The 26,771-nt window shown below is 69.7% G+C and carries 28 protein-coding genes and 1 pseudogene; 14 read left to right on the top strand and 15 right to left on the bottom strand.

The window, feature by feature from the left end; translation table 11 throughout:
• Positions 1-1,306 (bottom strand): phosphomethylpyrimidine synthase ThiC (gene thiC / locus GTW67_RS21895; protein WP_161166504.1); only part of this gene is annotated, 1,306 nt, incomplete at its 3' end.
• Positions 1,307-1,559: 253 nt separating this feature from the next.
• On the opposite strand from thiC, the gene GTW67_RS21890 reads away from it, so the two are divergent.
• The gene (locus GTW67_RS21890) at positions 1,560-3,140 is read left to right on the top strand and encodes a YibE/F family protein (protein ID WP_161166503.1); all 1,581 of its coding nucleotides are present in this window, start codon (positions 1,560-1,562) and stop codon (positions 3,138-3,140) included.
• Positions 3,141-3,255: 115 nt separating this feature from the next.
• On the opposite strand, the gene GTW67_RS21885 is transcribed toward GTW67_RS21890, so the two are convergent.
• From GTW67_RS21885 to GTW67_RS21870, 4 genes are all read right to left on the bottom strand, one after another.
• A complete protein-coding gene (locus GTW67_RS21885) occupies positions 3,256-3,693 on the bottom strand; it encodes an SsgA family sporulation/cell division regulator (RefSeq protein ID WP_161166502.1) in 438 nt (145 codons plus the stop codon).
• 99 nt (positions 3,694-3,792) lie between these two features.
• Entirely contained in the window at positions 3,793-4,506 is a 714-nt protein-coding gene (locus GTW67_RS21880; RefSeq protein WP_202437530.1) for an IclR family transcriptional regulator domain-containing protein, read from the bottom strand.
• Positions 4,507-4,847: 341 nt separating this feature from the next.
• The gene (locus tag GTW67_RS21875) at positions 4,848-5,060 is read right to left on the bottom strand and encodes a DUF5326 family protein (RefSeq protein ID WP_161166501.1); all 213 of its coding nucleotides are present in this window, start codon (positions 5,058-5,060) and stop codon (positions 4,848-4,850) included.
• 176 nt (positions 5,061-5,236) lie between these two features.
• Positions 5,237-5,554, bottom strand: a complete 318-nt coding sequence (locus GTW67_RS21870; protein WP_161166506.1) for a cupin domain-containing protein — start codon at positions 5,552-5,554, stop codon at positions 5,237-5,239.
• A gap of 59 nt (positions 5,555-5,613) precedes the next feature.
• Here GTW67_RS21870 and GTW67_RS21865 point away from each other — a divergent pair, with 59 nt between their 5' ends.
• The 6 genes from GTW67_RS21865 to GTW67_RS21840 all read left to right on the top strand — a co-directional run bounded on the left by GTW67_RS21865 (position 5,614) and on the right by GTW67_RS21840 (position 10,291).
• Positions 5,614-5,991 (top strand): phage holin family protein, encoded by a 378-nt coding sequence (locus GTW67_RS21865; protein WP_161166500.1) that lies wholly within the window; start codon positions 5,614-5,616, stop codon positions 5,989-5,991.
• Positions 5,992-5,996: 5 nt separating this feature from the next.
• On the top strand, positions 5,997-6,491 hold the full coding sequence (locus tag GTW67_RS21860) for a low molecular weight protein-tyrosine-phosphatase (RefSeq protein ID WP_161166499.1): 495 nt from the start codon (positions 5,997-5,999) through the stop codon (positions 6,489-6,491).
• Entirely contained in the window at positions 6,488-7,657 is a 1,170-nt protein-coding gene (locus GTW67_RS21855; protein ID WP_161166498.1) for a cystathionine gamma-lyase, read from the top strand. Before GTW67_RS21860 ends, GTW67_RS21855 begins: the two co-directional genes overlap by 4 nt.
• Positions 7,658-7,888: 231 nt before the next feature.
• On the top strand, positions 7,889-8,794 hold the full coding sequence (locus GTW67_RS21850) for a LysR substrate-binding domain-containing protein (RefSeq protein WP_161166497.1): 906 nt from the start codon (positions 7,889-7,891) through the stop codon (positions 8,792-8,794).
• A gap of 53 nt (positions 8,795-8,847) precedes the next feature.
• Positions 8,848-9,330, top strand: a complete 483-nt coding sequence (locus GTW67_RS21845) for an NUDIX domain-containing protein (protein ID WP_161166496.1) — start codon at positions 8,848-8,850, stop codon at positions 9,328-9,330.
• A 94-nt stretch (positions 9,331-9,424) separates the two neighbouring features.
• Positions 9,425-10,291: a GNAT family N-acetyltransferase gene (locus GTW67_RS21840; RefSeq protein ID WP_161166495.1), complete on the top strand. Its 867-nt coding sequence runs from the start codon at positions 9,425-9,427 to the stop codon at positions 10,289-10,291.
• On the opposite strand, the pseudogene GTW67_RS21835 reads toward GTW67_RS21840, so the two are convergent.
• A pseudogene (locus GTW67_RS21835) lies at positions 10,261-10,515 on the bottom strand (heme-binding protein); the annotation flags it as partial. The gene GTW67_RS21840 and the pseudogene GTW67_RS21835 sit on opposite strands and share 31 nt — an antisense overlap.
• Here GTW67_RS21835 and GTW67_RS38370 point away from each other — a divergent pair.
• The gene (locus GTW67_RS38370; protein WP_346010715.1) at positions 10,420-10,623 is read left to right on the top strand and encodes a hypothetical protein; all 204 of its coding nucleotides are present in this window, start codon (positions 10,420-10,422) and stop codon (positions 10,621-10,623) included. The pseudogene GTW67_RS21835 and the gene GTW67_RS38370 overlap by 96 nt on opposite strands.
• Positions 10,624-10,675: 52 nt before the next feature.
• On the opposite strand, the gene GTW67_RS21830 is transcribed toward GTW67_RS38370, so the two are convergent.
• Positions 10,676-11,884, bottom strand: a complete 1,209-nt coding sequence (locus tag GTW67_RS21830; protein ID WP_161166494.1) for an MFS transporter — start codon at positions 11,882-11,884, stop codon at positions 10,676-10,678.
• Positions 11,885-12,022: 138 nt separating this feature from the next.
• Here GTW67_RS21830 and GTW67_RS21825 point away from each other — a divergent pair, with 138 nt between their 5' ends.
• Entirely contained in the window at positions 12,023-12,487 is a 465-nt protein-coding gene (locus GTW67_RS21825) for a MarR family winged helix-turn-helix transcriptional regulator (protein ID WP_161166493.1), read from the top strand.
• A gap of 67 nt (positions 12,488-12,554) precedes the next feature.
• The gene (locus tag GTW67_RS21820; protein ID WP_161166492.1) at positions 12,555-13,007 is read left to right on the top strand and encodes a GNAT family N-acetyltransferase; all 453 of its coding nucleotides are present in this window, start codon (positions 12,555-12,557) and stop codon (positions 13,005-13,007) included.
• 68 nt (positions 13,008-13,075) lie between these two features.
• Here GTW67_RS21820 and GTW67_RS21815 read toward each other — a convergent pair whose 3' ends face one another.
• Both GTW67_RS21815 and dnaB read right to left on the bottom strand, forming a co-directional pair.
• Positions 13,076-14,461 carry a serine hydrolase domain-containing protein gene (locus GTW67_RS21815; RefSeq protein ID WP_161166491.1) on the bottom strand — a complete coding sequence of 462 codons (1,386 nt, stop codon included), beginning with the start codon at positions 14,459-14,461 and terminating at the stop codon, positions 13,076-13,078.
• 58 nt (positions 14,462-14,519) lie between these two features.
• The gene (gene dnaB / locus GTW67_RS21810; protein ID WP_161166490.1) at positions 14,520-16,001 is read right to left on the bottom strand and encodes a replicative DNA helicase; all 1,482 of its coding nucleotides are present in this window, start codon (positions 15,999-16,001) and stop codon (positions 14,520-14,522) included.
• Positions 16,002-16,460: 459 nt separating this feature from the next.
• Between dnaB and GTW67_RS21805 the strand changes: the two genes are divergently transcribed.
• Entirely contained in the window at positions 16,461-17,798 is a 1,338-nt protein-coding gene (locus tag GTW67_RS21805) for an MATE family efflux transporter (protein ID WP_161166489.1), read from the top strand.
• Between the two features lie 133 nt (positions 17,799-17,931).
• Here the strand turns inward: GTW67_RS21805 and rplI are convergent, their stop codons facing one another.
• The 4 genes from rplI to rpsF all read right to left on the bottom strand — a co-directional run bounded on the left by rplI (position 17,932) and on the right by rpsF (position 19,629).
• Positions 17,932-18,378, bottom strand: a complete 447-nt coding sequence (rplI, locus tag GTW67_RS21800; RefSeq protein WP_161166488.1) for a 50S ribosomal protein L9 — start codon at positions 18,376-18,378, stop codon at positions 17,932-17,934.
• Positions 18,379-18,396: 18 nt separating this feature from the next.
• Positions 18,397-18,633, bottom strand: a complete 237-nt coding sequence (gene rpsR, locus GTW67_RS21795; protein ID WP_003949403.1) for a 30S ribosomal protein S18 — start codon at positions 18,631-18,633, stop codon at positions 18,397-18,399.
• A 42-nt stretch (positions 18,634-18,675) separates the two neighbouring features.
• Positions 18,676-19,263, bottom strand: coding sequence for a single-stranded DNA-binding protein (locus GTW67_RS21790; RefSeq protein ID WP_161166487.1), 588 nt, complete (start codon positions 19,261-19,263; stop codon positions 18,676-18,678).
• Positions 19,264-19,338: 75 nt separating this feature from the next.
• Positions 19,339-19,629: a 30S ribosomal protein S6 gene (gene rpsF / locus GTW67_RS21785; protein ID WP_003975025.1), complete on the bottom strand. Its 291-nt coding sequence runs from the start codon at positions 19,627-19,629 to the stop codon at positions 19,339-19,341.
• A 278-nt stretch (positions 19,630-19,907) separates the two neighbouring features.
• Between rpsF and GTW67_RS21780 the strand changes: the two genes are divergently transcribed.
• The 3 genes from GTW67_RS21780 to GTW67_RS21770 all read left to right on the top strand — a co-directional run bounded on the left by GTW67_RS21780 (position 19,908) and on the right by GTW67_RS21770 (position 22,608).
• Positions 19,908-20,213 carry a hypothetical protein gene (locus tag GTW67_RS21780; protein WP_161166486.1) on the top strand — a complete coding sequence of 102 codons (306 nt, stop codon included), beginning with the start codon at positions 19,908-19,910 and terminating at the stop codon, positions 20,211-20,213.
• Positions 20,214-20,350: 137 nt separating this feature from the next.
• A complete protein-coding gene (gene femX, locus GTW67_RS21775; RefSeq protein WP_161166485.1) occupies positions 20,351-21,472 on the top strand; it encodes a peptidoglycan bridge formation glycyltransferase FemX in 1,122 nt (373 codons plus the stop codon).
• A gap of 104 nt (positions 21,473-21,576) precedes the next feature.
• Entirely contained in the window at positions 21,577-22,608 is a 1,032-nt protein-coding gene (locus GTW67_RS21770; RefSeq protein ID WP_161166484.1) for an alanine racemase, read from the top strand.
• Positions 22,609-22,719: 111 nt separating this feature from the next.
• Here the strand turns inward: GTW67_RS21770 and GTW67_RS21765 are convergent, their stop codons facing one another.
• On the bottom strand, positions 22,720-24,228 hold the full coding sequence (locus GTW67_RS21765; RefSeq protein WP_161166483.1) for a glycosyltransferase family 87 protein: 1,509 nt from the start codon (positions 24,226-24,228) through the stop codon (positions 22,720-22,722).
• A gap of 121 nt (positions 24,229-24,349) precedes the next feature.
• Positions 24,350-26,752: a transglycosylase domain-containing protein gene (locus tag GTW67_RS21760; protein ID WP_524539809.1), complete on the bottom strand. Its 2,403-nt coding sequence runs from the start codon at positions 26,750-26,752 to the stop codon at positions 24,350-24,352.
• Positions 26,753-26,771: the final 19 nt, after the last annotated feature.

Raw genomic sequence — 26,771 nt, 5'->3', positions numbered from 1 at the left:
GTGCGACGTCCGTCGTCAGCGGGCCGAGCGTATAGAACGGGGCTTCATCGCAGATCTCCTGCTGAAGGTCGATGTTCTCCTTGATCTTGTGCATCGGGACGTGGCCCGGGCCCTCGATCATGGTCTGAACGTTCAAACGCTTCGCGACCCGGTTGAGTTCCCCGAGCGTGCGCAACTCCGCGAACTGCGCCTCGTCGTTGGCGTCCGCGATCGATCCCGGCCGCAGACCGTCGCCGAGGGAGTACGTGACGTCGTACGCGGCGAGGATCTCGCAGAGCTCCTCGAAGTTCTCGTACAGGAACGACTCCTTGTGGTGCGCCAGGCACCAGGCCGCCATGATCGAGCCGCCGCGCGAGACGATGCCGGTCTTGCGGTTCGCCGTGAGCGGCACGTAGGCCAGGCGGACGCCCGCGTGGACCGTCATGTAGTCCACGCCCTGCTCGGCCTGCTCGATCACCGTGTCCTTGTAGACCTCCCAGGTCAGGTCCTCGGCCTTGCCGTCGACCTTCTCCAGGGCCTGGTAGAGCGGCACGGTGCCGATGGGCACGGGGGAGTTGCGCAGCACCCACTCGCGGGTGGTGTGGATGTTGCGGCCGGTGGACAGGTCCATGACCGTGTCGGCGCCCCATCGGGTCGCCCAGGTCATCTTCTCGACCTCCTCCTCGATGGAGGACGTCACCGCCGAGTTGCCGATGTTGGCGTTCACCTTCACCAGGAACCGCTTGCCGATGATCATCGGCTCGATCTCCGGGTGGTTGACGTTGGCCGGCAGCACGGCCCGCCCGGCGGCGATCTCCTCACGGACCACCTCCGGCGCCACGTTCTCCCGGATGGCCACGTACTCCATCTCGGGCGTGATCTCGCCCCGGCGCGCGTACGCGAGCTGCGTCACCGCCGTGCCGTCCCGGCCGCGGCGCGGCTGACGCGGGCGCCCGGGGAAGACCGCGTCCAGATTGCGCAGGCCACCGCGCGGTGAGGTGTGCTTGATCCCGTCGTCCTCGGGGCGGACGGGACGGCCCGCGTACTCCTCGGTGTCGCCGCGGGCGATGACCCAGTTCTCCCGCAGCGGCGGCAGCCCCCTGCGGACGTCGGTGTCGACGAGTGGATCGGTGTACGGGCCCGAGGTGTCGTAGAGCGTGACCGACTGCCCGTTGGTGAGGTGCACCTGACGGACCGGCACCCGCAGGTCGGGGCGCGAGCCCTCGACGTACGCCTTGTGCCAGCCGATGGACTTCCCGGCCTCCGCGGACTCCGCCTCGGCGGGGTTCTGGGTGGAGGCAGGCGTGCGTGCGTCCTTGATGGTCATGAGACCTACTCCCTACGCCGGCATTACCCGGTAACAGGTTCAGCGGTCGACGCAGCGGTATCCGTCTGGCGACGCCTCGTGGTCAACATCACTCGACTTCGGTGATGTTTCCCGTGAAACATCGCTGGGACGGAGGTCAGCGCCCTCTCAGCCCGGTGCTCCGAGCTCCCGCGTGTACAAAGGTGCCCCCACGCTAGCGTCAATTCGGGCGCGGTGAACAGAGGGCCCCCCTCGTTCTTGCGATGATCGGTCGGTGACCACGACCCAGCACCCTCCCTATCCGCCGCACGAACCTCGCCGCGGCCCGGGCGCGCAAGCAGGCGACGGGCGTGCGGAAGGCCATGCCTCCGAGGGCCCGTACGGTCGCGGTGGGAGACAGGAAGCGGGTCACGGCCACGGCTCTTCCCTCGGCGGCCACGACTCCGGTCACGGGTCCGGTGACGGGACGGGCCACGGAGCCGGCGGTGAGCACTCCGGTGGCGGACACGGTGGCGGTGGCGGACACGGGCACTCGCACGGCCACGGACACGGACACGGTCACGGGCCCGCGGCGCCCGTCTCACGGCATCTGCGGAAGGTCATCGCGGCGGTCCTCATCCCGTTCGCCGCGGCGGTGGTGGTCGGGCTCGCCGTGCTGTGGCCGGGCGGCGCACCACCGCACGAGCGCACCGGGGTCGGCTTCGACCGGCAGACGCAGCAGGCCACGGTCACCGAGGTGGAGCGGCTGAGCTGCAAGTCCGCCAACGCCTCCGGTGTCCCGCCGACCGGTGACACCTCCACCGCGGAGGGCTCTTCCGCGGTGCAGCGGGAGAACGGCGACTGCAAGCGGGCGACGATCCGCATCGACACCGGCAAGGACAAGGGCCGCACCTTCAACGAGATCGTGCAGCCGGACCAGACACGCCAGCTGCACGAGGGCCAGAAGGTGATCGTCGCCTACGAGCCGTCCGCGCCGAAGGACCTCCAGTACTCGGTGACCGACATCGACCGCGGGTTCCCGATGGCCCTGCTCGCCGGCATCTTCGCGCTCGCCGTCGTGGTCGTCGGCCGGCTGCGGGGTCTGATGGCCCTCATCTCCCTGGCCATCAGCTTCCTGCTGCTGAACTTCTTCATCCTGCCCGCCATCCTCCAGGGGTCGAACCCGCTGCTCGTGGCGGTGATCGGGTCCAGCGCCATCATGCTGATCGCCCTCTACCTGTGCCACGGACTGTCGGCACGAACGTCCGTGGCGGTGCTCGGAACCCTGGTCTCGCTGGTGCTGATCGGCGTCCTGGGCTCGCTGTTCATCGGCTGGGCCGCGCTCAGCGGCAACACGGACGACAACACCGGCCTGATCCACGGGCTGTATCCGTCGATCGACATGAGCGGTCTGCTGCTCGCCGGGGTCATCATCGGTTCCCTCGGTGTCCTCGACGACGTGACGGTGACCCAGACGTCGGCGGTCTGGGAGCTGCACGAGGCCAATCCCACGATGGGCTGGCGCGGCCTGTACCGCGCGGGCATCCGCATCGGCCGCGACCACATCGCCTCCGTCGTCAACACCCTCGTCCTCGCCTACGCGGGCGCCGCGCTGCCGCTGCTGCTGCTGTTCTCGATCGCCCAGAGCAGCGTGGGGACGGTCGCCAACAGCGAGCTGGTCGCGGAGGAGATCGTGCGCACGCTGGTGGGATCGATCGGCCTGGTGGCGTCCGTGCCGGTCACCACCGCCCTCGCGGCCGTGGTCGTCTCGGCCGACCGTCCGGCAGGCCGCCCGGTCGGGCAGGGCGCCGGTGCGGCGCCGGGCACCGTGCCGGCGCCGGCGCGTGGCGGGCGGGGCCGCCGCCGCAAGCGCTGAACCACGCGAGGGCGGTCCCCACGGCACCGCGAGCCGTCCGGCCTGAAGAACCGTTCCTGCACAGGCGGGCAGCCTGCCGAAGCGTTACGCCACCACCCATGTCCGCCGTAACGGTTCAGCCCGCGCTCTGCTCCTCCGCGAGGATGCGGTCCAGTGCCTCGTCGAGGTGTGCGTCGAAGTCGGCGAGCGCGCCCTCCTGCCCCAGCGGCACCAGCTTGTCGGTCCGGTCGAGGAACGCCACGAGCGGCGCCGCCGAGGAACGGAACAGCGCCTGGTCGCTGCCGACCTGAAGACGGATCAGCACCTCGGCCAGCGGTCCCGGATCGACCGGCGCGATGCGCACGTCACCGTCACCGCACGGCGTGCCCACCCCGTCGACCAACAGCTCCCGGCCGAAGGCCCAGGTCACCGGGGCATCGCCAGGCAGATGGAAGGTCAGCCGCACCGCGTAGGGATCACTGGTCTGGTAGCGCAGCTCCACCGGAATGCGGAAAGAGAGCTCCTCGGACACGAGAAAGCTCATCATGACCTCTGCCTGCACGGACTCGCCCATCGCCTACCCCGTCATTCGCCGTCGACTGTCCGGGAATCAAACCTCTTACACTGGTGGCATCTTGCTCAACGTACACACCAGATCACAAGGAGTGAGTTTTCAGATACTGATAGAGAGCGCGAGTGACCCCAGAAGCCGGCCCATTTCGTGCTGTAGACGCTGTGCCGCGGGCAGCAGCCGCTCGGCCTGATGGGCGGGTAGGGAGAGGGCCATCGTCGCGGCCGTGGTGCCGATGGTGATCGGGACCGCCGCACAGACCGCGCCCAGGGCGTACTCCTGGCGCTCGGTCACCGGCGCCATCCGCCGCGTACGTTCCAGTCGTTTCATCAGACTGACCCCGTCACGCACCGTGTACGGCGTCAAGGGGCTCACCGGGTAGCGGTCCAGGTGATCGCGGCGGGCCTCCTCGTCCAGCTGCGACAGCAGGCACTGCCCGACGGCGTGCGCGTGGCCGGTCTCGCGGAAGTCCGCCCACTCCTCCACCGCGGGATTGCCCGGGGTGTCGGAGACGCACACGACCTCGATCTCGCCGTCGCGGTACAGGGCGTAGTAGACGGGAGCACCGATCGCGTCGCGCCAGCGCGCCAGGGCGTCGACGATCGTGCTGCGACGTTTCTGCTCGGCCCCGCTGCTGCTCAGCCGCTCGGCGGCCTCTCCGAGGAAGAACAGCCCCTTCTCCCGGCGCAGATATCCCTCGTGCACGAGCGTGCGCAGCAGGTGATACGCCGTGGGCAGCGCCAGCCGCGTCTCCCGGGCCAGCTGCTTGGCGGGTGCCCCGTACCGGTGCTCCGCGACGCACTCCAGCAGGCGCATCGCGCGCTGCACCGAGCCGATGAGGGTCACCGCGGGCGGTTCCGCGGAGGGCGGCCCGGCGGGCGCGGGGGGTGTCCGGGGCCCCGAACGGGGCTGCACGGGCAGTGCGCGCGGCGGGACGAATGCGGTGTCAGCCGTGGCCAAGGGTCACTCCCGGAACGCGAGGGGGGCAGCCCGTGCGGGGAAACACGGGGTGGGGGGTACGCCGCTCGCGGGGTCGCCCCCGCGTCGAGTTCCGGACTCTAACCGCCGGTCACCGCGTGCCGACGGCCCGTCCGGGAAACTTCCCTCGCGCGAGGGAACGGGCAGTTCCTGTTACCGCCCCCGGTGTCCCGCGCCGCTCACCAGTCGCTGCGTGACGAGGAGCCCGTCATGAACTTGCGTACGACGTAGATCAGTCCGCCGACGAGCGCCACGAAGAGCAGCAGCTTGAACAGCAGTCCGACCACGAAGCCGACCACGCTGGCGATCAGCCCGCCGAACACGACCAGGGCGATGACCGGCACCGCGATCCACTTCACCCACCACGGCAGTCCCGTGAAGATCTCTCGCATCGCCCTCGTCCTTACCTCTCCGCCCGTCCGAGCGCCGGGGCCTCGGGTGGCCCGGGATCCCGCGGGGAATCTCCTGATGTCCTGCACTCGATGCTAGGGCCGCGAGAGCCTCGCCAGGGCCCTCGCACCCCTTGTCTCCCCCTGACCGATCCCCTAGGGAACCCCGGGGTCGCGGCTCAGCTCTCGGGCGGAGAGAACACCACGAGCACCCTCAGGTCCTCGCTGATGTGGTGGAACTTGTGGGCCACACCGGCCGGCACGTACACCACACTGCCGCGGGCGACATCGGTGGTCTCCAGACCCACCGTGATCGCGGCGCGGCCGCTGACCACGAAGTACACCTCGTCCTGCGCGTGCGGCTTCTGCGGGTCCGCCGTGCCCGCGTCGAGCGCGTACAGCCCGACCGACATGTTCCGCTCGCGAAGGAACTGCAGATAGGCGCCGTCGTTGGCGGCGCGCTCCGCCTCCAGTTCGTCCAGCCGGAATGCCTTCATCGCCTCGTCCGCCCCTGCCTCACCGTTCGATTCCGATCGCATCTGCCACGATCAGACACATGAAGAATTTCCTAGTCAAGACGATCGCCAACGCGGGCGCCCTGGCCGTCGCCGTGTGGCTGCTCGACAAGATCACCCTGACCGGTGGCAGCACCGGCGAGAAGGCCGCCACGCTGATCGTGGTCGCCCTGGTCTTCGGGCTGGTGAACATGCTGGTGAAGCCGATCGTGCAGGTGCTCACCTTCCCGCTGTTCATCCTCACCCTCGGCCTGTTCACGCTGGTGGTCAACGCGCTCATGCTGTTGCTCACCTCGTGGCTGGCCGACAAGCTCGACGTGAGCTTCCACGTGGAGGGCTTCTGGACCGCCGTCCTGGGCGGCCTGATCATCTCGGTCGTGTCCTGGGCCCTCAACGCCTTCCTGCCCGACGGGGACTGAGTCCCATGACCTACCGCGTCTGCTTCGTGTGCACGGGGAACATCTGCCGCTCCCCGATGGCCGAGGCCGTCTTCCACGCGCGCGTGGCGGAGGCCGGGCTCGACGACCTCGTCGAGGCCGACAGCGCCGGCACCGACGGATGGCACGAGGGCGAGGGCGCCGACCCGCGCACCGTGGCCGTCCTGGCGGAGAACGGCTACGCCCTCGACCACACGGCCCGGCAGTTCCAGCCGTCCTGGTTCGCACGCCTCGACCTCGTCGTCGCCCTCGACGCGGGCCACCTGAGGACACTGCGGCGGCTCGCGCCCACGGAGCGGGACGCGGCCAAGGTACGGCTGCTGCGGTCGTACGACCCCGCCGCCGACGGCGGTGACCTGGATGTACCGGATCCCTACTACGGGGGTGCGGACGGCTTCGACGAGTGCCTTGAGATGGTGGAGGCGGCGAGCGGCGGACTGCTCGCCGCCGTACGTGAGCACATGAAGGGACGGGCGGCATGAACGATTCCGCTGGCGGCGACGGAGGAGCACCGGGCGCGGACACGTCCGCCGGTGACGGCACACGCGCGGTGCGCGCCGGTCTGCCCGAACCGGTCAAGCACGAGCCGACCCTGCCCGGTCCCGTGTTCGCCGCCCACTTCCACCTGCCGGGCGACCCCACCGGCCCGTACACCTACGGCCGCGACGAGAACCCCACCTGGACCCACCTGGAGCGCGCCATCGGCGAGCTGGAGGCACCCGGGCGGGACGACGCGGAGACGCTCGTGTTCGCCTCGGGCATGGCCGCGATCTCCGCGGTGCTCTTCTCCCAGCTGCGCGCCGGGGACGTGGCCGTGCTGCCCGACGACGGCTACCAGGCGCTGCCGCTGCTCCGCGCCCAGCTGGAGACCTACGGCATCGAGGTGCGCACCGCCCCGACCGGCGGCGACGCCCAGCTCGCCGTCCTGGACGGGGCGAGGCTGCTGTGGATCGAGACGCCCTCGAACCCGGGCCTCGACGTGTGCGACGTCCGGCGGCTCGTCGAGGCGGCACACGCGCGCGGCGCCCTGGTCGCCGTCGACAACACGCTCGCCACGCCGCTCGGACAGCGCCCGCTGGAGCTCGGCGCCGACTTCTCCGTGGCCAGCGGGACCAAGCAGCTCACCGGCCACGGCGACGTCCTGCTGGGGTACGTCACCGGCCGCGACGCCGAGGCCATGGCCGCCGTACGGCGCTGGCGCAAGATCGCCGGCGCGATCCCCGGGCCCATGGAGGCCTGGCTCGCGCACCGTTCGATCTCCACCCTCCAGCTGCGTGTCGACCGGCAGAACGCCACCGCGCTGAAGGTGGCCGAAGCCCTGCGGGAGCGGCCCGAGGTGACCGGCCTGCGATACCCGGGGCTGCGTGACGACCCCTCGCACGAGGTCGCCTCGCGGCAGATGCGGCGCTACGGATGCGTCGTCTCCTTCACGCTGCCCTCGCGTGCGCGTGCCGATCGTTTTCTCGACGCCCTGCGGCTCGTGGACGACGCGACGAGCTTCGGCGGGGTGCGGTCCACGGCCGAGCGGCGCGGACGCTGGGGCGGCGACGCGGTACCGGAGGGCTTCATCCGCCTCTCGGTCGGCGCGGAGGATCCCGAGGACCTGGTGGCCGATCTGCTGCGCGCCCTGGAGCGGTCGGCGGACTGAGTTCCGCCGCGCAGTCGCCGTCCGGTGCCCGGCCGGACACGACGGACGGTCCGAGCCTCCCCCCTCGTGGCTCGGACCGTCCGCTCGGTTCCGCGCGCGAAGAACCGCGCGACCAAGGCTAGTTGACTCAGTGTCAGTGTCCAATCACAGTAGCGACAGCGACCTATCGACATATTTATAGTTGAGCGCGGCCGGGGGCGCCTGGAACGCCGGGGAAGGGGGAGGTCTTCCGTGGATCTGGCCTTGCTGCGCACGTTCGTGACCGTGCACCGGGCCGGTTCCTTCACCCGCGCCGCCGCCCTGCTCGGCCTCTCCCAGCCTGCCGTCACCTCGCAGATCAGGACACTGGAACGGCAGCTCGGCCGGCCCTTGTTCCTGCGCCAGGCCCGAGGCGTCACCCCGACGACCATCGGCGACGAACTCGCCCACAAGGCCGCCCCGCACCTCGACGCGCTGGTGGAGATCGCCGAGACCGGGGTCGACGACGACTCCCCGGTACGCACCCTGCATCTCGCCGGGCCACCCGAGTTCACCGCCGAGCGGGCGCTGCCCGCGCTCACGGAGCTCACCGGCAAGGACGGGCAGGGCTTCGCGCTGCGCGCCACCTTCGGGAACGCCGAGGAGGCACTGGACGGACTGGCCGCCGGACATCATGATCTGGCCATCGGCACCGCCCGGCCGCGCGGCGCTCTGCTCACGGCGACTCCGCTCTGCGACGAGGAGCATGTCCTGGTCGCCGCGCCCCGCTGGGCCGCGCAGACCGGCGCCGGGAAGCCCCGCCGCACCTCGGCACGGGATCTGGCGCACGTGCCCGTGGTCGAGGTGCACGAGTCGCTGCCCTTCGTCAGCCGGTACTGGGCGTCCGTCTTCGACACCTGCCCGGCCGCCCCTGGCACCGTCGTCGTTCCCGACCTGCGGGCGGTGCTCACCTGCGTGGTCTCGGGCGCCGGGCTCGCCGTGCTGCCCCGCTATCTGTGCGCCGCTGCTCTGGCACGCGGGGACGTCGTCGCCCTGCACGATCCGGCGGTGCCGCCGCTGCGGACGTACTTCCTGGTGGTGCGCACCGGCACGCTGGCGATGCCGCACATCGCCCGTGCCCACGAGTGGCTGCTGCGTGCGGCGGGGGACTGGAGCTGAGCGGCCGGGCACGCCGATGTTTCACGTGGAACCAGCCGGGCCACATTTCTCCCATGACCGTCCGACCCGTGGTCAAGCGCACCGCCCGCGCCGTCCTGCTGGACGGCGGCGACCTGATTCTGATCAAGCGCACCAAGCCCGGTGTCGATCCCTACTGGGTCACTCCCGGAGGCGGGGTCGAGCCGGAGGACACGACCGTCGTCGACGCCCTGCACCGCGAGGTCTACGAGGAGCTGGGCGCCAAGATCAGCGACGTGGTCCCCTGCTTCGTGGACACCGTGGAGCACATCGGTGAGGACGGTGGCGCGACCGGCGTGAAGGTGCAGCACTTCTTCGTCTGCCACCTGGAGTCCATGGACCCGGCGCTGCGGCACGGTCCCGAGGTCGACGAGCCCGCCGGCGAGTACGAGATCGTCCGGGTGCCGTTCACCCGGGTCGGGATCGCCTCGGTCCATCTCGTACCGCTGTCGTTGCGGCACTATCTGGACGGCAACATCGAGGGCGTACGCGCGATGCACGCGCCCGATCTCGGCTGACGCCCGCACACTGCGCCATGACATGGCCAAAAGGTCATGCGTCCCCCGGCAAAGAGGTGGACGCGGACGGCTCCCGTCGGACAGCCTGACCTGCGTGGCGACTCCTTCCCTCTCCTCCTTGCCGATCCGCCGTCTGACGCTCCGCGATCTCACCGCCTGCGCCGACTTGTCCGAGGACCGGGGGTGGCCACGCGAGGAACACAAGTGGGGCTTCCTTCTCACCGCCGGAAAGGGCTACGGCATCGACGACCCCGCAGGCGGCCTCGTCAGTGTCTGCACCGTCACCGAGTACGGCCCGGTCGAGCGGCCGTCGCTCGCGGCCATCGGCATGGTGCTGGTCGCCGAGCGGCACGCCCGCCAGGGTGTGGGACGCCGGCTGATGCGCCACGTGCTCTCGGCGCAGGGCACCACGCCACTGACGCTGCACGCGACCCCGAACGGCCGCCCGCTCTACGAGGAGCTCGGCTTCAAGGGCACCGGCCGGGCGGAGATGGTGCGGGGGCGTTTCACGCCGGGCGGGCCCGAGCCGCGGATCGCCACACGGGCGGCCACCGCGGAGGACCTCACCGCCATCCTCCGGCTCGACGAGGAGGTCTTCGGCGCCGACCGCACCCACATCCTCACGCGCCTGCCCGCCTTCGCAGACCAGCTGCGCGTGGCCGAGGAGGCGGGCCGGCTCATCGGGTACGCCGCCGCCTGGCCCAACATGGACACCCACGTCGTGGGACCGCTGATCGCCCGCGACACCGAGACGGCCAAGGCCCTCGTGACCTCCCTCGCCGCCCGCACCGACCGGCCGCTGCGCACCGACATCGACGTACGGCACGAAGAGCTGCTGACGTGGGCCAACGAGCGCGGCCTCGCCACGGTCGCCACGAACGCGGTCATGACGTACGGGATCACGGAGCTGCCCGGGGACCGGACCCGCCGGTTCGCTCCGCTGACCGTGGCGGCCGGCTGACCTCCGCGCGGCGCGGCGGCGGGGAGGTCGGCGGTGGGGGCGTCCAGCTGGAGTGCCGTGTAGGCCTTGCGGGTGCTGGTCTCCCCGGAGATCAGCACGGCGCGGTCGTCACGCCGGAAGGCGAGCAGATGGCCGCCGGCGTCGAGGACGGTGACGCTGACGGTGACCCCGGCGGCCTCGGCGGCACGGTGGGCCGCGGCGACGAGGCTCTCGGCGTCCTGGATGGACAGCGGGACGACGGCGGTGCTGGTGGTCGTGGTCATGGGGGATTCTCCTTGCTTGATGCGGTGGTGCTGCACCTCGTTCGGGACGAGGCACGGTGGGATCGCTGATCGCGGGGACGGCCCTGGCACCGCGACGCGGTGGCCCGGTCGCCCGGGCGGTTCAGTGGGTCACGGCGGTCCGCTGCTCGCCGGCTGCGGAGCCCGCGACGACGGCGCCGGACGCGTCGTCGCGCCGTTCCAGCGCGGCCGAGACGAGGGCCAGGACCAGGGCCGCGGCGGCGAGGGCGGCGCCGACCCAGTTCGGCGCCGTGTAGCCGAAGCCCGCGCTGATGACGACGCCGCCGAGCCAGGCGGACAGCGCGTTGCCGAGGTTGAAGGCGCCGATGTTCACGGCCGAGGCCAGCGTCGGGGCACCGTGGGCGTGGTCGAGGACGCGCTTCTGGAGCGGCGGCACGGTGGCGAAGCCCAGGGCACCGATCAGGACGATCGTTCCGGCAGCCGTGACCTTGTTGTGCGCGGTGAGCGTGAAGAGGGCGAGAACGACGGCGAGGGCGCCCAGGGAGACGTACAGCATGGGCATCAGGGAACGGTCGGCGAACCGGCCGCCGACGAGGTTGCCGCCGACCATGCCGAGTCCGAAGAGCACCAGCAGCCAGGTGACCGAGCCGTCGGCGAAGCCCGTGACGTGCGTCATCATCGGCGCGATGTAGGTGATGGCCGCGAAGACACCGCCGAAGCCGAGGACGGTCATCGCCATCGCCAGGAGGACCTGGGCGTTCTTGAAGGCGGCGAGTTCATGCCGCAGCCGCACGCCCTCCGGCTTGGGCACGTCGGGCACGAGCTTGGCGACGCCGGCCAGGCCGAGGACACCGAGCGCGGCGACCAGGGCGAAGGTGACGCGCCAGCCGGCCGACTGCCCGACCAGCGTGCCCAGGGGGACGCCCACGACGTTCGCGACGGTCAGCCCGGTGAACATCATCGCGATCGCTCCGGCCCTCTTGTGCGGAGCGACCAGGCCGGCCGCGACGACCGAGCCGATGCCGAAGAAGGCACCGTGTGCGAGGGAGGCGACCACGCGCCCGATCAGCATGACGGAGAACGCGGGAGCCAGGGCGGAGAGCAGGTTGCCGACGATGAACAGGCCCATCAGCAGCATCAGCATCCGCTTGCGCGGAACCTTGGTGCCGAGCACGGTCATCAGCGGGGCGCCGAACATCACGCCGAGCGCGTAGCCGGTCACCAGGAAGCCGGCGGTGGGGATGGAGACCCCGTAGTCGCTCGCGACCTCGGGCAGCAAGCCCATGATCACGAACTCGGTCGTTCCGATCCCGAAGGCCCCGATCGCGAGAGCCAGTAGCGCGAGAGGCATGGGGGTACACCTTCCCAGACGATTGCAGGAGCGCTTTGCGTGCGTTCACAATAGTTGCGCACGCGGGCTACATGCAAACGCCCGAAATTGCGCACCTGGTCTACCCTTGTGTCAGCCGCTCCGGGACGGAGGAACCACATGACAGCGACGGACCCCGCGCTCACCGCCCTCTCCCAGGGCTGGTGCGCCCTCTCCCTGCTGCACGGGAGGATCGAGGCCCATATCGAGCGCGCCCTGCAGTCCGGGCACGACCTGAGCGTGCGCGAGTACTCCCTGCTCGACGTGCTCAGCCGGCAGCACGAGGGGGACGGAGGCCATCTACAGATGAAGCAGGTCGCCGACGCCGTCGTTCTCAGCCAGAGCGCCACGACCCGCCTGGTCACCCGCCTTGAGGACCGCGGACTGCTGGAGCGCTACCTGTGCCCCACCGACCGTCGCGGCATCTACACCAACGTCACCGCCGAGGGCCTGAAGCTGCTGGACGCGGCGCGGCCCACCAACGACGCCGCCCTGCGCGAGGCTCTCGACGAGGCGGCGCGGAACCCCGACCTGGCCCCGCTGGTTCGGGCCGTGGAGACCCTCAAGACACCGGTGCCCGCCTGACCGAAGCCGGCGCGGACCCGGGTCCGCGCCGGTTCCTCGCTGCGCAGGGCCTGCGTAGGGTGCGGTCATGGGAGATCTTGAGATACGCCGCACCACCGAGGACGACATCCCCGCGATCGTGGCGATGCTCGCCGACGACCCGCTGGGCGCCCGGCGCGAATCACCGGACAATCTGAGCCCTTACCTCGCCGCCTTCGAACGCCTGCGTACCGACCCGCACCAGCACCTGGTCGTGGCCGTCCGCGAAGGCCGTGTCGTGGGCACGCTCCAGCTCACCGTCGTCCCCGGACTCTCCCGGCGCGGGGCGACGCGCTCGATCATCGAAAGCGTGCGCATCCACGCCGACGAGCGGGGCAGCGGCCTGGGCACCCAGCTCATCGAATGGGCCGTCGCCGAATCCCGTCGGCAAGGCTGCCACCTGGTCCAGCTCACCTCCGACAAGACCCGCACGGACGCCCACCGCTTCTACGAACGTCTCGGTTTCTCCGCCTCGCACACGGGCTTCAAGCTCGAACTCTGACGTGGTGCGCCCGGGGGCCGGTGCGCTGTTTCACGTGAAACAGCGCACCGCTGAACCGCCGCAAGGGCCTAGCCGATGCCCCGCCACCCCTCCGGGTCGACCCCGCCCGGCACGGAGGCCTCTTCGTCGTAGGGCCGGCGCGTGAAGACGAACGACCCGAGGTCCAGATGGCTCACGGTCCCGTCCGGGCGTCGCACGGCCCGCAGCAGTTCACCGGCGTAATAGCCCTCCAGCCCCGTCCAGGTGCCGTCGCCGTTCGCCCGGAAGCGCGAACGGCGGCCCTGACCCGACAGCGGCTCCAGCGAGACTCCCCCGGCGGGCGTCAGCCGCAGCGCGAAGGCATGGGTCCCCCAGTACCACGGCCCGGCCAGCTCCAGCACGGAGCGGTCGACGTCCGGCAGCGGCCGCCAGGGCTCCGGGATCCGCGGTTCGGCCTCCGCGACGATCCGTACGAGGTCGGCGCCCACCCCGGCCGTCAGCGGCCCGGACGTGCAGTTGGTCAGCACGACCGCCGCCACGTCGTCCTCGACGCCGATGGTGAGGTTCGCCAGAAAACCCGGCAGGGAGCCGGAGTGACCCACGAGCAGCCGTCCGTCCCGGTACTGGATCTGCAAGCCCAGTCCGTACGTCGTGCCGTCCGCGACATCGGCGGCCTCGGCCGGCGCCGCCGGGGTCCGCATCTCCCGCACCGTCTCGGCGCTCAGCACCTTGTCGTCGCCCTTGGCCAGAAACGCGGCGAACCGTGCCAGGTCCCCGGTGGTGGACCAGAGCTGACCGGCCGGCGCCATCCTCCCGAGGTCCTCGGCGGGCTCGGGCAGCATCACGTCGGCCCACGGATGCACCGCCCAGCCGCCGGCGTGCGGCGCCTTCGGACGCGTGGTCGTGCGGTCCAGGCCCAGCGGCTCCAGCACCTCCCGCCGCAGCACCTCCTCCCACGGCGCCCCGCGCAGTCGCTCGACCAGGGCGCCGAGCAGGGTGTACCCGGGGTTCGAGTAGTGGTGCCGGCGGCCCACCGGGTGCGGAAGAGGCTGCTCGCCCAGCACATCGGCCAGCTCGGGACGCAGCGAGCCGGGGGTCCGTTCCCACCACGGCGCGGGCGACTCGGCGGCCAGCCCTCCCGTGTGCGCGAGGAGCCCGGCGATGGTGGCCTCGCCCGCTCCGGTGCCCGGCAGGTGCTTCTCCAGCCGGTCTCCGAGGTCGAGCAGACCCTCGTCGCGCAGCCGCAGGACCAGAACGGCGGTGAAGGTCTTGGTGATCGAGCCGATCCGGTACTGCACGCTCTCGTCCGGCCCGTGCCCGTCGACCGACGTCCGCGCCCCGTGCCACACGGTCCGTCCGTCCCGCACCACCGCGGCGACGAGCGACGGCGTCCGTCCTTCCGCCTGGGCGACGGCGATCCGGTGCAGCAGCGCGCGGCGCGTGGCGGGAAGCAGCTCTTCCTGAGGTGTCGTCATACCCCCAGTCCACCGGCCCGCACACCCCGCGTCGAACCGTTTTCCCCTGACCGGCGGGTCAGGTCTGCGCCATGTCCACGAATCGCGAGTAGTGGCCCTGGAAGGCGACCGTGATGGTCGCCGTCGGACCGTTTCGGTGCTTGGCCACGATCAGGTCCGCCTCGCCCGCGCGCGGCGACTCCTTCTCGTAGGCGTCCTCACGGTGCAGCAGGATCACCATGTCGGCGTCCTGCTCGATGGAGCCGGACTCACGCAGGTCGGAGACCATCGGCTTCTTGTCGGTGCGCTGCTCGGGGCCACGGTTCAGCTGGGAGAGCGCGATGACGGGGAGCTCCAGCTCCTTGGCCAGGAGCTTGAGGTTTCGGGACATGTCCGAGACCTCCTGCTGACGGCTCTCCGCCCGCTTGGACCCGCCGGACTGCATGAGTTGGAGGTAGTCGATGACCACCAGCTTGAGATCGTTGCGCTGCTTGAGGCGCCGGCACTTGGCTCGGATCTCCATCATCGACAGGTTCGGGGAGTCGTCGATGTAGAGGGGCGCGGCCGAGACGTCCGGCATCCTGCGGGCCAGCCGCGTCCAGTCGTCGTCCGTCATCGTGCCGGACCGCATGTGGTGCAGCGCGACGCGGGCCTCGGCTGACAGCAGGCGCATCGCGATCTCGTTGCGTCCCATTTCGAGCGAGAAGATGACGCTCGGCAGATTGTTCTTGATCGAGGCAGCCCGCGCGAAGTCCAGCGCGAGCGTCGACTTGCCCATCGCCGGACGGGCGGCGATGACGATCATCTGGCCCGGGTGCAGACCGTTGGTGAGCGAGTCGAAGTCGGTGAAGCCGGTGGGCACGCCGGTCATCTCGCCGCTGCGCGACCCGATCGCCTCGATCTCGTCGAGCGCGCCCTCCATGATGTCGCCGAGCGGCAGGTAGTCCTCGCTGGTGCGCTGCTCGGTGACGGCGTAGATCTCGGCCTGGGCCCGGTTGACGATCTCGTCCACGTCGTCGTCGGCCGCGTATCCCATCTGCGTGATCCGCGTGCCGGCCTCCACCAGGCGGCGCAGGACGGCACGCTCGTGCACGATCTCCGCGTAGAAGGCGGCGTTCGCGGCCGTGGGCACGGTCTGGACGAGCGTGTGCAGATAGGAGGCGCCGCCGACCTTGTTGATCTCACCGCGCTTGGTGAGCTCGGCGGCGATCGTGATGGGGTCGGCGGGCTCCCCCTTGGCATAGATGTCGAGGATCGCCTGGTAGACCGTCTCGTGGGCCGGCTTGTAGAAGTCGTGGCCCTTGAGGATCTCGACGACGTCCGCGATGGCGTCCTTGGACAGCAGCATGCCGCCGAGAACGGACTGCTCGGCCTCCAGGTCCTGCGGAGGCACCCGCTCGAACGCGGACGGTCCCGCACCGTCCCACGCACCACCGTCCCGGCCGCGTTCATGCTGGTCGTCGCGGCTCCCGGCGCTGTCCCCCCGACGGCGGGAAGCGGGCAGACGATCGCTGGGACCGCTGTCGGCCCACGGGTCGTCCAAGGGCTCGGAAATGCTCACCGAGCCACCTCCTCCCGTCCGCCGAGCGGACCTCGCCGTGCTCGTCATTTCTACGGCACGGCACTGACAAATAGGACGCCCAACTCCGGTTCTGAGGCGTCGGTTTTGTGATGGTTCACCAGCCGACGGACGGAGCAGGCGCCGGACTACCGTAGGCCCGCGGGCACCGTCAGCCAATCTGGTTATCCACAGGCCATGTGGACGACTGGCCAGATGCTGTGGACAACTCCCCGAAAGCTGTGCACGACCCGGTGGACAGCCCTGTGAACAAGCCCTCGCTGTGACCGCTGGCACGCCTCTGAACTGCGGTTTCACCATCCACCGGCTGTGCAGAAGAAAAACTTTCCCAGTCGGATCAAGATCAGTTCGAACCGCACACAGGAGCACATCGATCGAGCAGGCAAGTAAGGGGCGCTAAAGCTTTGCATCTCTTACCTGTGGACGATTAGATTGGTGCTCATGACACAGGCCCCCGCGCGCTCCCGCGCCGTCCGGCGCCGGCACGACCGTGAGATCGTCGCGCTGGCCGTCCCGGCCTTCGGCGCGCTCGTCGCCGAGCCCCTCTTCGTCATGGCCGACAGCGCCATCGTCGGCCATCTCGGCACCGCACAACTCGCCGGACTCGGCATCGCCTCGGCCCTGCTGACCACAGCCGTCAGCATCTTCGTCTTCCTCGCCTACGCCACCACGGCGGCCGTCGCCCGACGCGTCGGAGCGGGCGATCCGCAGGCCGCCATCCGGCAGGGAATGGACGGCATCTGGCTGGCGCTGCTGCTCGGCGCCGCCGTCATCGCCGTCGTCCTGCCCACGGCCCCGTCCCTGGTGGAGCTCTTCGGCGCCTCCGACACCGCCGCCCCGTACGCCGTCACCTATCTGCGGATCTCCTCGCTCGGCATCCCGGCCATGCTCGTCGTGCTCGCCTCGACCGGTGTGCTGCGCGGACTGCAAGACACCCGGACCCCCCTCTACGTGGCTGTCGCGGGCTTCCTCGCCAACGCCGTCCTCAATGTCGTGCTCGTCTACGGCGCCGGCCTCGGCATCGCCGGCTCCGCCTGGGGCACCGTCATCGCCCAGCTCGGCATGGCCGCGGTGTACCTCGGAGTGGTCATCCGCGGAGCCCGCCGGCACGGAGCGTCCCTGCGCCCGGACGCCGCCGGCATCAGGGCCTCGGCCCAGGCCGGAGTGCCGTTGCTCGTCCGCACCCTCTCGCTGCGGGCGATCCTCATGATCGCCACTGCCGTGGCGGCTCGTCTCGGGGACGCCGACATCGCGGCCCATCAGATCATCCTGTCCTTGTGGAGCCTGCTGGCGTTCGCCCTCGACGCGATCGCCATCGCCGGGCAGGCCATCATCGGGCGCTATCTGGGGGCGGGCGACACCCAGGGGGCGCGGGACGCCTGCCGCAGGATGGTCGAATGGGGCGTCGCGGTCGGAGTCCCGCTGGGCCTTCTCGTGGTGCTGGCCCGGCCGGCGTTCCTGCCCCTGTTCACCGGTGACTCCTCGGTCAAGGACGCCGCCCTGCCCGCTCTGGTGATCGTGGCCCTCTCCCAGCCGATCTGCGGCGTGGTCTTCGTCCTGGACGGGGTGCTGATGGGCGCGGGAGACGGTCCGTATCTCGCCTGGGCGATGCTGGTCACCCTGGCGGTCTTCACCCCGGCTGCGCTTCTCGTTCCGACGCTCGGCGGCGGGCTCACCGCGCTGTGGGGGGCCATGACGTTGATGATGACGATGCGCATGCTGACGCTGTGGTGGCGTACCCGCTCGGGCCGGTGGGTCGTCACCGGCGCGACGCGCTGACCGTTTCACGTGAAACGCGCTGTTTCACGTGAAACACGTGGCGCCAGGACCCGCCCGTCGTCCGCCATGACAATGGGGCCGCACTCCCGACCGGGAGTGCGGCCCCATCTCATCGCTTCAGCGAGAGCCAGGCTCAGGCGGAAACAACCTCAAGGTTGACCGTGGCGGCAACCTCGGGGTGCAGACGCACGGACGTCGCGTGGGCGCCCAGGGTCTTGATCGGCGTGCCCAGCTCGATGCGGCGCTTGTCGACCTCGGGGCCACCGGCAGCCTTGATCGCCGAGGCGACGTCGGCCGGGGTGACGGAACCGAAGAGACGACCGGCGTCGCCGGAGCGGACGGCCAGACGGACCTTCACACCCTCGAGCTGGGCCTTCACCTGGTTGGCCTGCTCGATGGTCTGGATCTCGTGGATCTTGCGAGCACGACGGATCTGCTCGACGTCCTTCTCGCCACCCTTGGTCCAGCGGATCGCGAACTTCCGCGGGATCAGGTAGTTGCGAGCGTAGCCGTCCTTGACGTCGACGACGTCGCCAGCGGCACCGAGGCCGGAGACCTCGTGGGTGAGGATGATCTTCATGAGTCGGTCACCCTTCCCTTATCGCGCGGTGGACGTGTAGGGCAGCAGCGCCATCTCACGGCTGTTCTTGACGGCCGTGGCGACGTCACGCTGGTGCTGCGTGCAGTTGCCGGTCACGCGGCGGGCACGGATCTTGCCGCGGTCGGAAATGAACTTCCGCAGCATGTTCGTGTCCTTGTAGTCCACGTACGTGACCTTGTCCTTGCAGAATGCGCAGACCTTCTTCTTCGGCTTGCGCACAGGCGGCTTAGCCATGATGTTTCTCCTGTGTGATCAAGAAGTGTGGGTGGAGCCCGCCTAGAAGGGGGGCTCGTCCGAGTAGCCGCCACCGCCGCCGGAGCCGGAGCCACCGCCCCAGCCACCGCCGCCGCCCTGCTGGCCACCGGCGGGAGCGCCCGTGGCCCAGGGGTCGTCAGCCGGCGCGCCGCCGCCCTGCTGGCCACCGCCGGGGCCGCCGCCCCAGCCGCCGCCACCCTGGCCGCCACCGCCGCCGTAACCACCCTGGCCGCCGCGACCCTGGCCCGAGGTCTTGGTGACCTTGGCCGTGGCGCTGCGCAGGCTGGCGCCGACTTCGTCGACATCCAGCTCGTAGACCGTGCGCTTGACGCCCTCACGGTCCTCGTAGGACCGCTGCTTCAGCCGGCCCTGCACGATGACGCGCATGCCTCGCTGGAGCGACTCGGCGACGTTCTCCGCCGCCTGGCGCCAGACCGAGCAGGTCAGGAAGAGGCTCTCGCCGTCCTTCCACTCGTTCGTCTGGCGGTCGAAGGTGCGGGGGGTCGACGCGACACGGAACTTCGCGACGGCCGCACCGGACGGGGTGAAGCGCAGCTCGGGGTCGTCGACAAGATTGCCGATGACCGTGATGACGGTCTCGCCTGCCATGGGGGAACCTCTCGGCGGGTTTGCTGCTGGCTGCTTGTGCTGCTACTCGAATCCCGGATTCGGCTGAGCGGAAGCTCAGTGCATCTCGGGACGGAGGACCTTGGTCCGGAGGACCGACTCGTTCAGGTTCATCTGGCGGTCGAGCTCCTTGACGACCGCAGGCTCGGCCTGCAGGTCGATGACCGAGTAGATGCCCTCGGGCTTCTTCTTGATCTCGTACGAGAGACGACGACGGCCCCAGGTGTCGACCTTCTCGACCTTTCCGCCGCCGTCACGGACGACAGAGAGGAAGTTCTCGATCAGCGGGGAGACAGAGCGCTCCTCGAGATCGGGGTCGAGGATGACCATCACCTCGTAGTGACGCATGTGGAACCCACCTCCTTTGGACTCAGCGGCCACGGTCGTTCCGTGGCAGGAGGGTTGCGATGCGTTGGCACCGGCATCAGCGAGTAAAGCAGGACCCACTGACAATCGGGTCTCCTCCGAGGAGGTCGCCCGGCCATGGGCCGGCAGCAGACACCAGTGCAGAAGATACAGAGTACCCGGCCGACGGCTTGCGGTTGAAATCCGCCTGTGGGGGGACGCAGTCTGTACACAACGGAAGCGCAGGGCGAAGACAGACTGCCTTCGGCTGGAGGTTCTCCATGGCACAGATCATGCGACCCGCCAAACCCAGGACCGGCCTGCTGGCCACCGACGGCAAGGCTCACCCGCTCCAGGACACGCTGCTGGCCGTGAGCCTGGTGCTGGGGGTGCTCTCCCTCGTGACCGCGGGCTTCACGTGGCTCCACATCCTGACCTCCTGGGCCGGACTGGCCGGTGTCCTGACCGGTGGGTACGGCCAGTACATCTCCGAGACGACGCGAGAGCGTTTCGGACTGGTCCTGGGCATCGGCGCCTCCGCGATCGGCCTCTACTTCGGCATCGCCCACGGCGGGCTCTTCGGCTGATCCCCGGTCCGCGCCGTCCCGCGGGAGGCGCGGACCCCCCGTACGCCGGACGGGGCGCTCACAGGGCGCAGTAGGCTTCGCGCGAGAGCCGGAGCCCCTGTACCCATGGGGACACACCAGCCCGAGGAGCGCCCCGAATGAGCCTGACCCTGAGGACCATCAGCCGCGAGCAGCATCTGGCCTACATCCAGAGCCTGCCGGCGGCGAGTCACATGCAGGTCCCGGCCTGGGCGGACGTAAAGGCGGAATGGCGCTCGGAGAACCTCGGGTGGTTCGACGACCGGACCGGTCAGCTGGTCGGCGCGGGCCTCGTCCTGTACCGGCAGCTGCCCAAGATCAAGCGCTATCTCGCGTACCTCCCCGAAGGCCCGGTCATCAACTGGTACGCGCCGAACCTCCAGGAGTGGATGGAGCCGATGCTGGCGCACCTGAAGCAGCAGGGCGCCTTCTCGGTGAAGATGGGCCCGCCGGTGATCATCCGGCGCTGGGACGCCGCGTCGATCAAGAAGGGCATCCAGGACCCCGACGTCAAGCGGCTGCGCGACATAGAGGCCGACCACATCGAGCCGCGTGCCTTCGAGGTGGCCGACAAGCTGCGCCGCATGGGCTGGCAGCAGGGCGAGGACGGCGGTGCCGGCTTCGGCGACGTGCAGCCCCGCTACGTCTTCCAGGTGCCGCTGGCCAACCGGTCCCTGGAAGAGGTCCACAAGAACTTCAACCAGCTGTGGCGCCGCAACATCAAGAAGGCCGAGAAGGCCGGCGTCGAGGTCGTCCAGGGCGGCTACCACGACCTCGAGGAGTGGCAGCGCCTGTACGAGATCACGGCCGTGCGCGACCACTTCCGGCCGCGGCCGCTGTCCTACTTCCAGCGCATGTGGGCGGCCCTCAACAACGAGGACCCCAACCGCATGCGGCTGTACTTCGCCCGGCACAACGGGGTGAACCTGTCGGCGGCGACCATGCTGGTCGTCGGCGGGCACGTCTGGTACTCCTACGGCGCCTCCGACAACATCGGGCGTGAGGTCCGGCCCTCGAACGCGATGCAGTGGGCGATGCTGCGCGACGCCTACGCCCTCGGGGCCACCGTCTACGACCTGCGCGGCATCTCCGACTCCCTGGACGAGAGCGACCACCTCTTCGGCCTGATCCAGTTCAAGGTCGGCACGGGCGGGCAGGCGGCCGAGTATCTCGGGGAGTGGGACTTCCCGCTGAACAAGCTGCTGCACAAGGCGCTCGACATCTACATGTCGCGCCGCTGACCCACGCCCCTCGCTCCAGTAGCGTCGGAGAGGCTTCCACCGCTCCGACGCGTTCCCCTCACCTCTGCCACACCGCAGCCACCAGAAAGGTTCCAGGTCCGGCCATGGCGCTCACGCTCTACGTCGACACCGCGCGCTGGCGGGCGCACCACAAGCACGTGCAGGAGCAGTTCCCCGGGCTCGTCCCGGTCTGCAAGGGCAACGGCTACGGCTTCGGGCACGAACGGCTCGCGGAGGAGGCCACGCGCCTCGGCTCCGACGTCCTCGCCGTGGGCACGACCTACGAGGCCGCCCGGATCAAGGACTTCTTCGGCGGCGACCTGCTGGTGCTGACGCCCTACCGGCGCGGCGAGGAGCCGGTGCCGCTGCCGGACCGGGTGGTGCGCTCCGTCTCCTCCATCGACGGCGTCTACGGCCTGGTCGGCGCGCGGGTGGTCATCGAGGTGATGTCCTCGATGAAGCGGCACGGCATCAGCGAGCAGGACCTGCCGCAGTTGCACGCCGCCATAGAGAACGTCCGGCTGGAGGGCTTCGCCATCCATCTGCCGCTGGACCGCACCGACGGCTCGGACGCCGTCGAGGAGGTCATCGGGTGGATGGACCGGCTGCGGGCGGCCCGGCTGCCGCTGCACACGATGTTCGTCAGCCACCTCAAGGCCGACGAACTCGCACGCCTCCAGCAGCAGTTCCCGCAGACCAGGTTCCGTGCGCGCATCGGGACCCGGCTGTGGCTGGGGGACCACGAGGCCACCGAGTACCGCGGCGCCGTGCTGGACGTCACCCGCGTGGCCAAGGGGGAGCGCTTCGGCTACCGGCAGCAGAAGGCGGCCTCCGACGGTTTCCTGGTGGTCGTGGCGGGCGGTACGTCCCACGGCGTGGGTCTGGAGGCGCCGAAGGCGCTGCACGGTGTCATGCCGCGCGCCAAGGGTGTCGCCCGGGCCGGTCTGGCCACGGTGAACCGGAACCTGTCGCCGTTCGTCTGGGGCGGCAAGCAGCGCTGGTTCGCGGAACCGCCGCACATGCAGGTGTCGATCCTGTTCGTGCCCTCCGACGCCCCGGAGCCGACGGTCGGTGACGAGCTGGTGGCACACCTGCGGCACACCACCACGCAGTTCGACCGCATCGTCGACCGCTAGGATCCCGCGCGAAGCGACACCCCTGGGCCGGCCGGGACCGGCTGGACAGACAGGGAAAGGGCCGTACACGGCAACCGTGTACGGCCCTTTTCACGCCGGGGATCGGTTCGCTCAGAGCGAACCGCCGGGCTGCTGTCCTGCGCCCCATTCCACCCGGGGGCCTTCGGTACAGGCCTTGTGCTGCGCCGGACGAGCCGCGGGACCGAGGGCGAAGACGTCCTCCGCGCCGTCGAGCACACCGCCCGAAGGGTCGTCGTCGCCGGTCCGCCGTACCGGGTCCCGGTCCGGCATGAGGATGTCGCGGACGACCATGACGCACAGATACAGCGTCCCCAGCAGGTGGATGGCGATGGCCCAGTGATAGCCGTCCGTCGGCAGGCCCTTGTGGGCTTCTCCGCTGGTGGTGTAGGCGAGGTACATCCAGATGCCCAGGAAGTAGGCCACCTCGCACGCCTGCCAGATCAGGAAGTCCCGCCACTTGGGCCGGGCCAGCGCGGCCAGCGGCACCAGCCACAGGACGTACTGCGGCGAGTAGACCTTGTTGGTGAGGATGAACGCCGCGACGATGAGGAAGGCGAGCTGGATGAACCGCGGACGGCGTGGGGCGGTCAGTGCGAGTGCCGCGATGGCGCCGCAGCACAGCAGCATCAGAAGCGTGGCGAGTGTGTTGACGGTCTCGGTGGTGGGCGGGTCGTCGGAGTTGCGGACGATGATCAGCCAGATGGACCCGAAGTCGACGCCGCGTTCCTGGCTGAACGTGTAGAACTTCGACCAGCCGTCGAAGGCGAAGAGCATCACCGGCAGGTTCACCACGAGCCAGGCAACGACCGCACCCGCCAGGGCCTTCGCGAAATCCCGCCACTTGCCCGCACGCCAGCACAGCACGAGCAACGGGCCGAGGATGAGGAAGGGGTAGAGCTTGGCGGCCGTGGCCAGCCCCAGCAGCACACCGAAGGCCACCGCACGCCCCCGCGACCACATCAGGATCGCCGCGATCGTCAGGGCGACCGCCAGCAGGTCCCAGTTGACGGTCGCGGTCAGCGCGAAGGCGGGTGCCAGCGCGACCAGCAGGCCGTCCCAGGGGCGCCTGGTGTGCATGCGGGTGACGCAGACGGCGATGACCACCGCGCACACCATGAGCATCCCGGCATTGACCATCCAGTACCACTGCTCCTGGTCCTGGATGGTGCCGCTGCCCGGGGTGAGCCAGGCGGCCACCTCCATGAACACGCCGGTCAGCACCGGGTACTCGAGGTACTCCATGTCGCCGGGGAGTCTGTCGAAGTACGGCACGAGTCCGTCGACGAACCCACGGCCCTGGTAGAGGTGCGGGATGTCCGAGTAGCAGGCGTGCGTGTACTGGGAGCTGGCACCGAAGAACCAGGCGCCGTTGTAACAGGGCGCCTTCTGGACCAGGCCGAGGGCGAAGACGCCGATCGCCACGAGCGCGATCACCCGCACCGGCGTCCACCAGGACGTCCCGAGCAGGGCGCGCCGGCCGAGAGGACCGCCGATCAGCTCGCTGCCTGCCGCGGCGACCGGGTCCTCCCTGCTCGGCGGCACCCGATCCGGTTCGTGCACGCTCGCTGGCGTCGATTCTGCACTGGGCATGGGGCACATCCTGCCGTACGCGTCCGGGGATACGACGGGGCCGCCGCGCCCTGATGGGTGCGGCGGCCCCTGTTTCACGTGAAACAAGCGGGTGTTTCACGTGAAACACGCACGCCGGGCATCTCGGCGACTATCCGCTCGAACCCCAGATGGTGCCTCCTGGCCCATTGCCGTTGCCCTCACTGTCGCCGTCCCCGTCCGTCGCACTGGTCGAGGGCGACGGCGAGGTATCGCCGTCCCCGCCGGCGGTGTCATTGCCGCCGTTCTGGTTGCCGCGGTTGTCCCCGTTCTCGCACTCCCAGTCGAAGACACCGCAGGTCTCGGTCGGCGTGGGCGACGGACTGGTCGGAGTCTCGCTGGGCGTCGGGCTCGGTGAGGGGCTCGACTCCTCCGTCTCGGTGGGCGTGGGGGTCGGGCTCGGCGGCGGTGTGTCGTTGAGGACCTCACCGATGGGTTCCGGGGTCGGGAACTTCTTCGCCGGCTGGCCCTTCAGCGCCTCCAGCATGTAGTCGTGCCAGATCTCCGACGGGAACGAAGCGCCGTGGATCTTGTCCTGGTTGCCCGTCCCGTACATCTCCAGGAACGTGCGGTTCTTGATGGACTCGTCGTCCGGGTAGCGGAACATGCTGATCGCGGTCGACAGCTGCGGGGTGTACCCGACGAACCAGGCGGACTTGTTGCCGTCGGTGGTACCGGTCTTGCCCGCCACCTCACGGCCCGGCAGCTGGGCGTTGGAACCCGTGCCGTCCTCGACGACGGTCTTCAGGACGTCCGTGACGTTGTCCGCGACCTTCTCGGTGAAGGCCTGCTTGGTCGTGCCCTTGTGCGTGAGGACCGTCTCGCCCTCGTGCACCACCTTCGTGACGGAGAACGGCTCGCGCTGCTTCCCGCTGGCCGCGAAGGTGGCGTACGAGCCCGCCATACGGATCGCACTGGGATCCGAGACACCGATGGAGAACGACGGGTAGCTGGTGCCCGTCAGGCTCTCCGAGCGGAGACCGGCGTCGACCGCGGCCTCCTTCACCTTGTCCAGACCGACGTCCATGCCGAGCTGCACGTAGGCGGAGTTCACCGACTCCCGCATGGCCTCGCGCAGGTCGATCTTGTAGTCCGGCGGATCACCGAGCGAGTCCTTGCCGTCGTTCTCCTGACGCCACTGCTCGCCCTTCTCGTTCATCCAGATCGAGCCGTCATAGTTCTTGATCTTGAGGTCGTTCTCGCCGCTGTAGAGGCTCTTCGGGGAGACGACGGTGCGCGCGTCCTGGGGCTGGTCCTCGGGGCCCTCAGGATCGCGCACGCCCCACTTCATCGCCGCCGCGAGCACGAACGGTTTGAAGGTCGAACCGACCTGGGCGCCGGTCACATCGGCGTTGTTGGTGAAGTGCTTGGTCGCGTCGGCGCCACCGTAGATGGCCTCGATGGCACCCGTCTCAGGGTTCACGGACGCCCCGCCGAACTGGACGTGGGTGTCGGTCTTGGGGCGCTGATCGGGCTTGATGTTCGCCTTGTAGACCTTCGTGACCGCGGTCTCGAGCGCCTTGACCTTGTTCTCGTCGAACGTCGTGTGGATCTCGTATCCACCCTGGTCCAGCTGATCCCGTGTCGCGATTCCGTCCTTGATCACGGAAGCCCTGGCGAGATCCACGAGGTAGCCGATCTGGCCGCCCAGCTGGGTGTTGGACCGGGGGTTCTGCACCGTGGGGAGCTCGGTGTACTTGGACCGCTCCGCCTGGTCCAGATGCCCGTACTCGACCATCTTGTCGAGGGTGTCCTGCATCTGCCGCAGGGCACGCTTCCTGTTGGCGTCCGGGGTGGCGGACTGGTCGATCGACGTGGCGCCCGCGGGGTCGTAGTAGGTGGCGCCCTTCAGAACGGCCGAGAGGAGAGCGCACTCGCCGGGGTTCAGTTCCACGGCGTCCTTGCCGAAGTACGCCCGCGCCGCGGCCTGGAGGCCATAGGCCCCACGGCCGTAGTAGGCGGAGTTCAGGTAGCCGGCGAGGATCTCGTCCTTGTCGACCTCGGCGCCCACCTTCACGGAGACGAGGATCTCCTTGACCTTGCGGGAGACCGTCTGCGACTGGTCCTCCAGCATGGCGTTCTTGACGTACTGCTGCGTGATGGTCGAGCCACCCTGGGTCTCGCCGCCCCGGGCCATGTTGAACACCGCGCGGGCGATGCCCTTCGGGTCGACGCCGCTGTCCGTGTAGAACGTCTTGTTCTCCTGGGAGATCACCGCGTTCTGCATCGCCTTGGGAATGTCGGAGAGCTTGATCACCTGGCGGTTGCGCTCACCACCGGTGGCGACCATCACGTGACCGTTGGCCCAGTAGTACACGTTGTTCTGGGCGGTCGCCGTCTTGGCGACGTCGGGGATGCCGACCATGGCGTACGCGATGCCGGCGACGGCCACCAGGCCGCCGAAGAACGCGATGCAGAGGCCCGAGACGAGCTTCCACGACGGCATCCAGCGCTGCCAGCCGTCCCGGTCGCTCCGCGGATAGTCGATCCACCGCTTCTTGCCGGAAGCCGCCACTCGGCCACCGCCGGCGCCC

The sequence above is a fragment of the Streptomyces sp. SID5910 genome (genome assembly GCF_009862125.1).
Lineage (GTDB): Bacteria > Actinomycetota > Actinomycetes > Streptomycetales > Streptomycetaceae > Streptomyces.
This window is presented reverse-complemented; position numbering and strand designations above follow the sequence as displayed.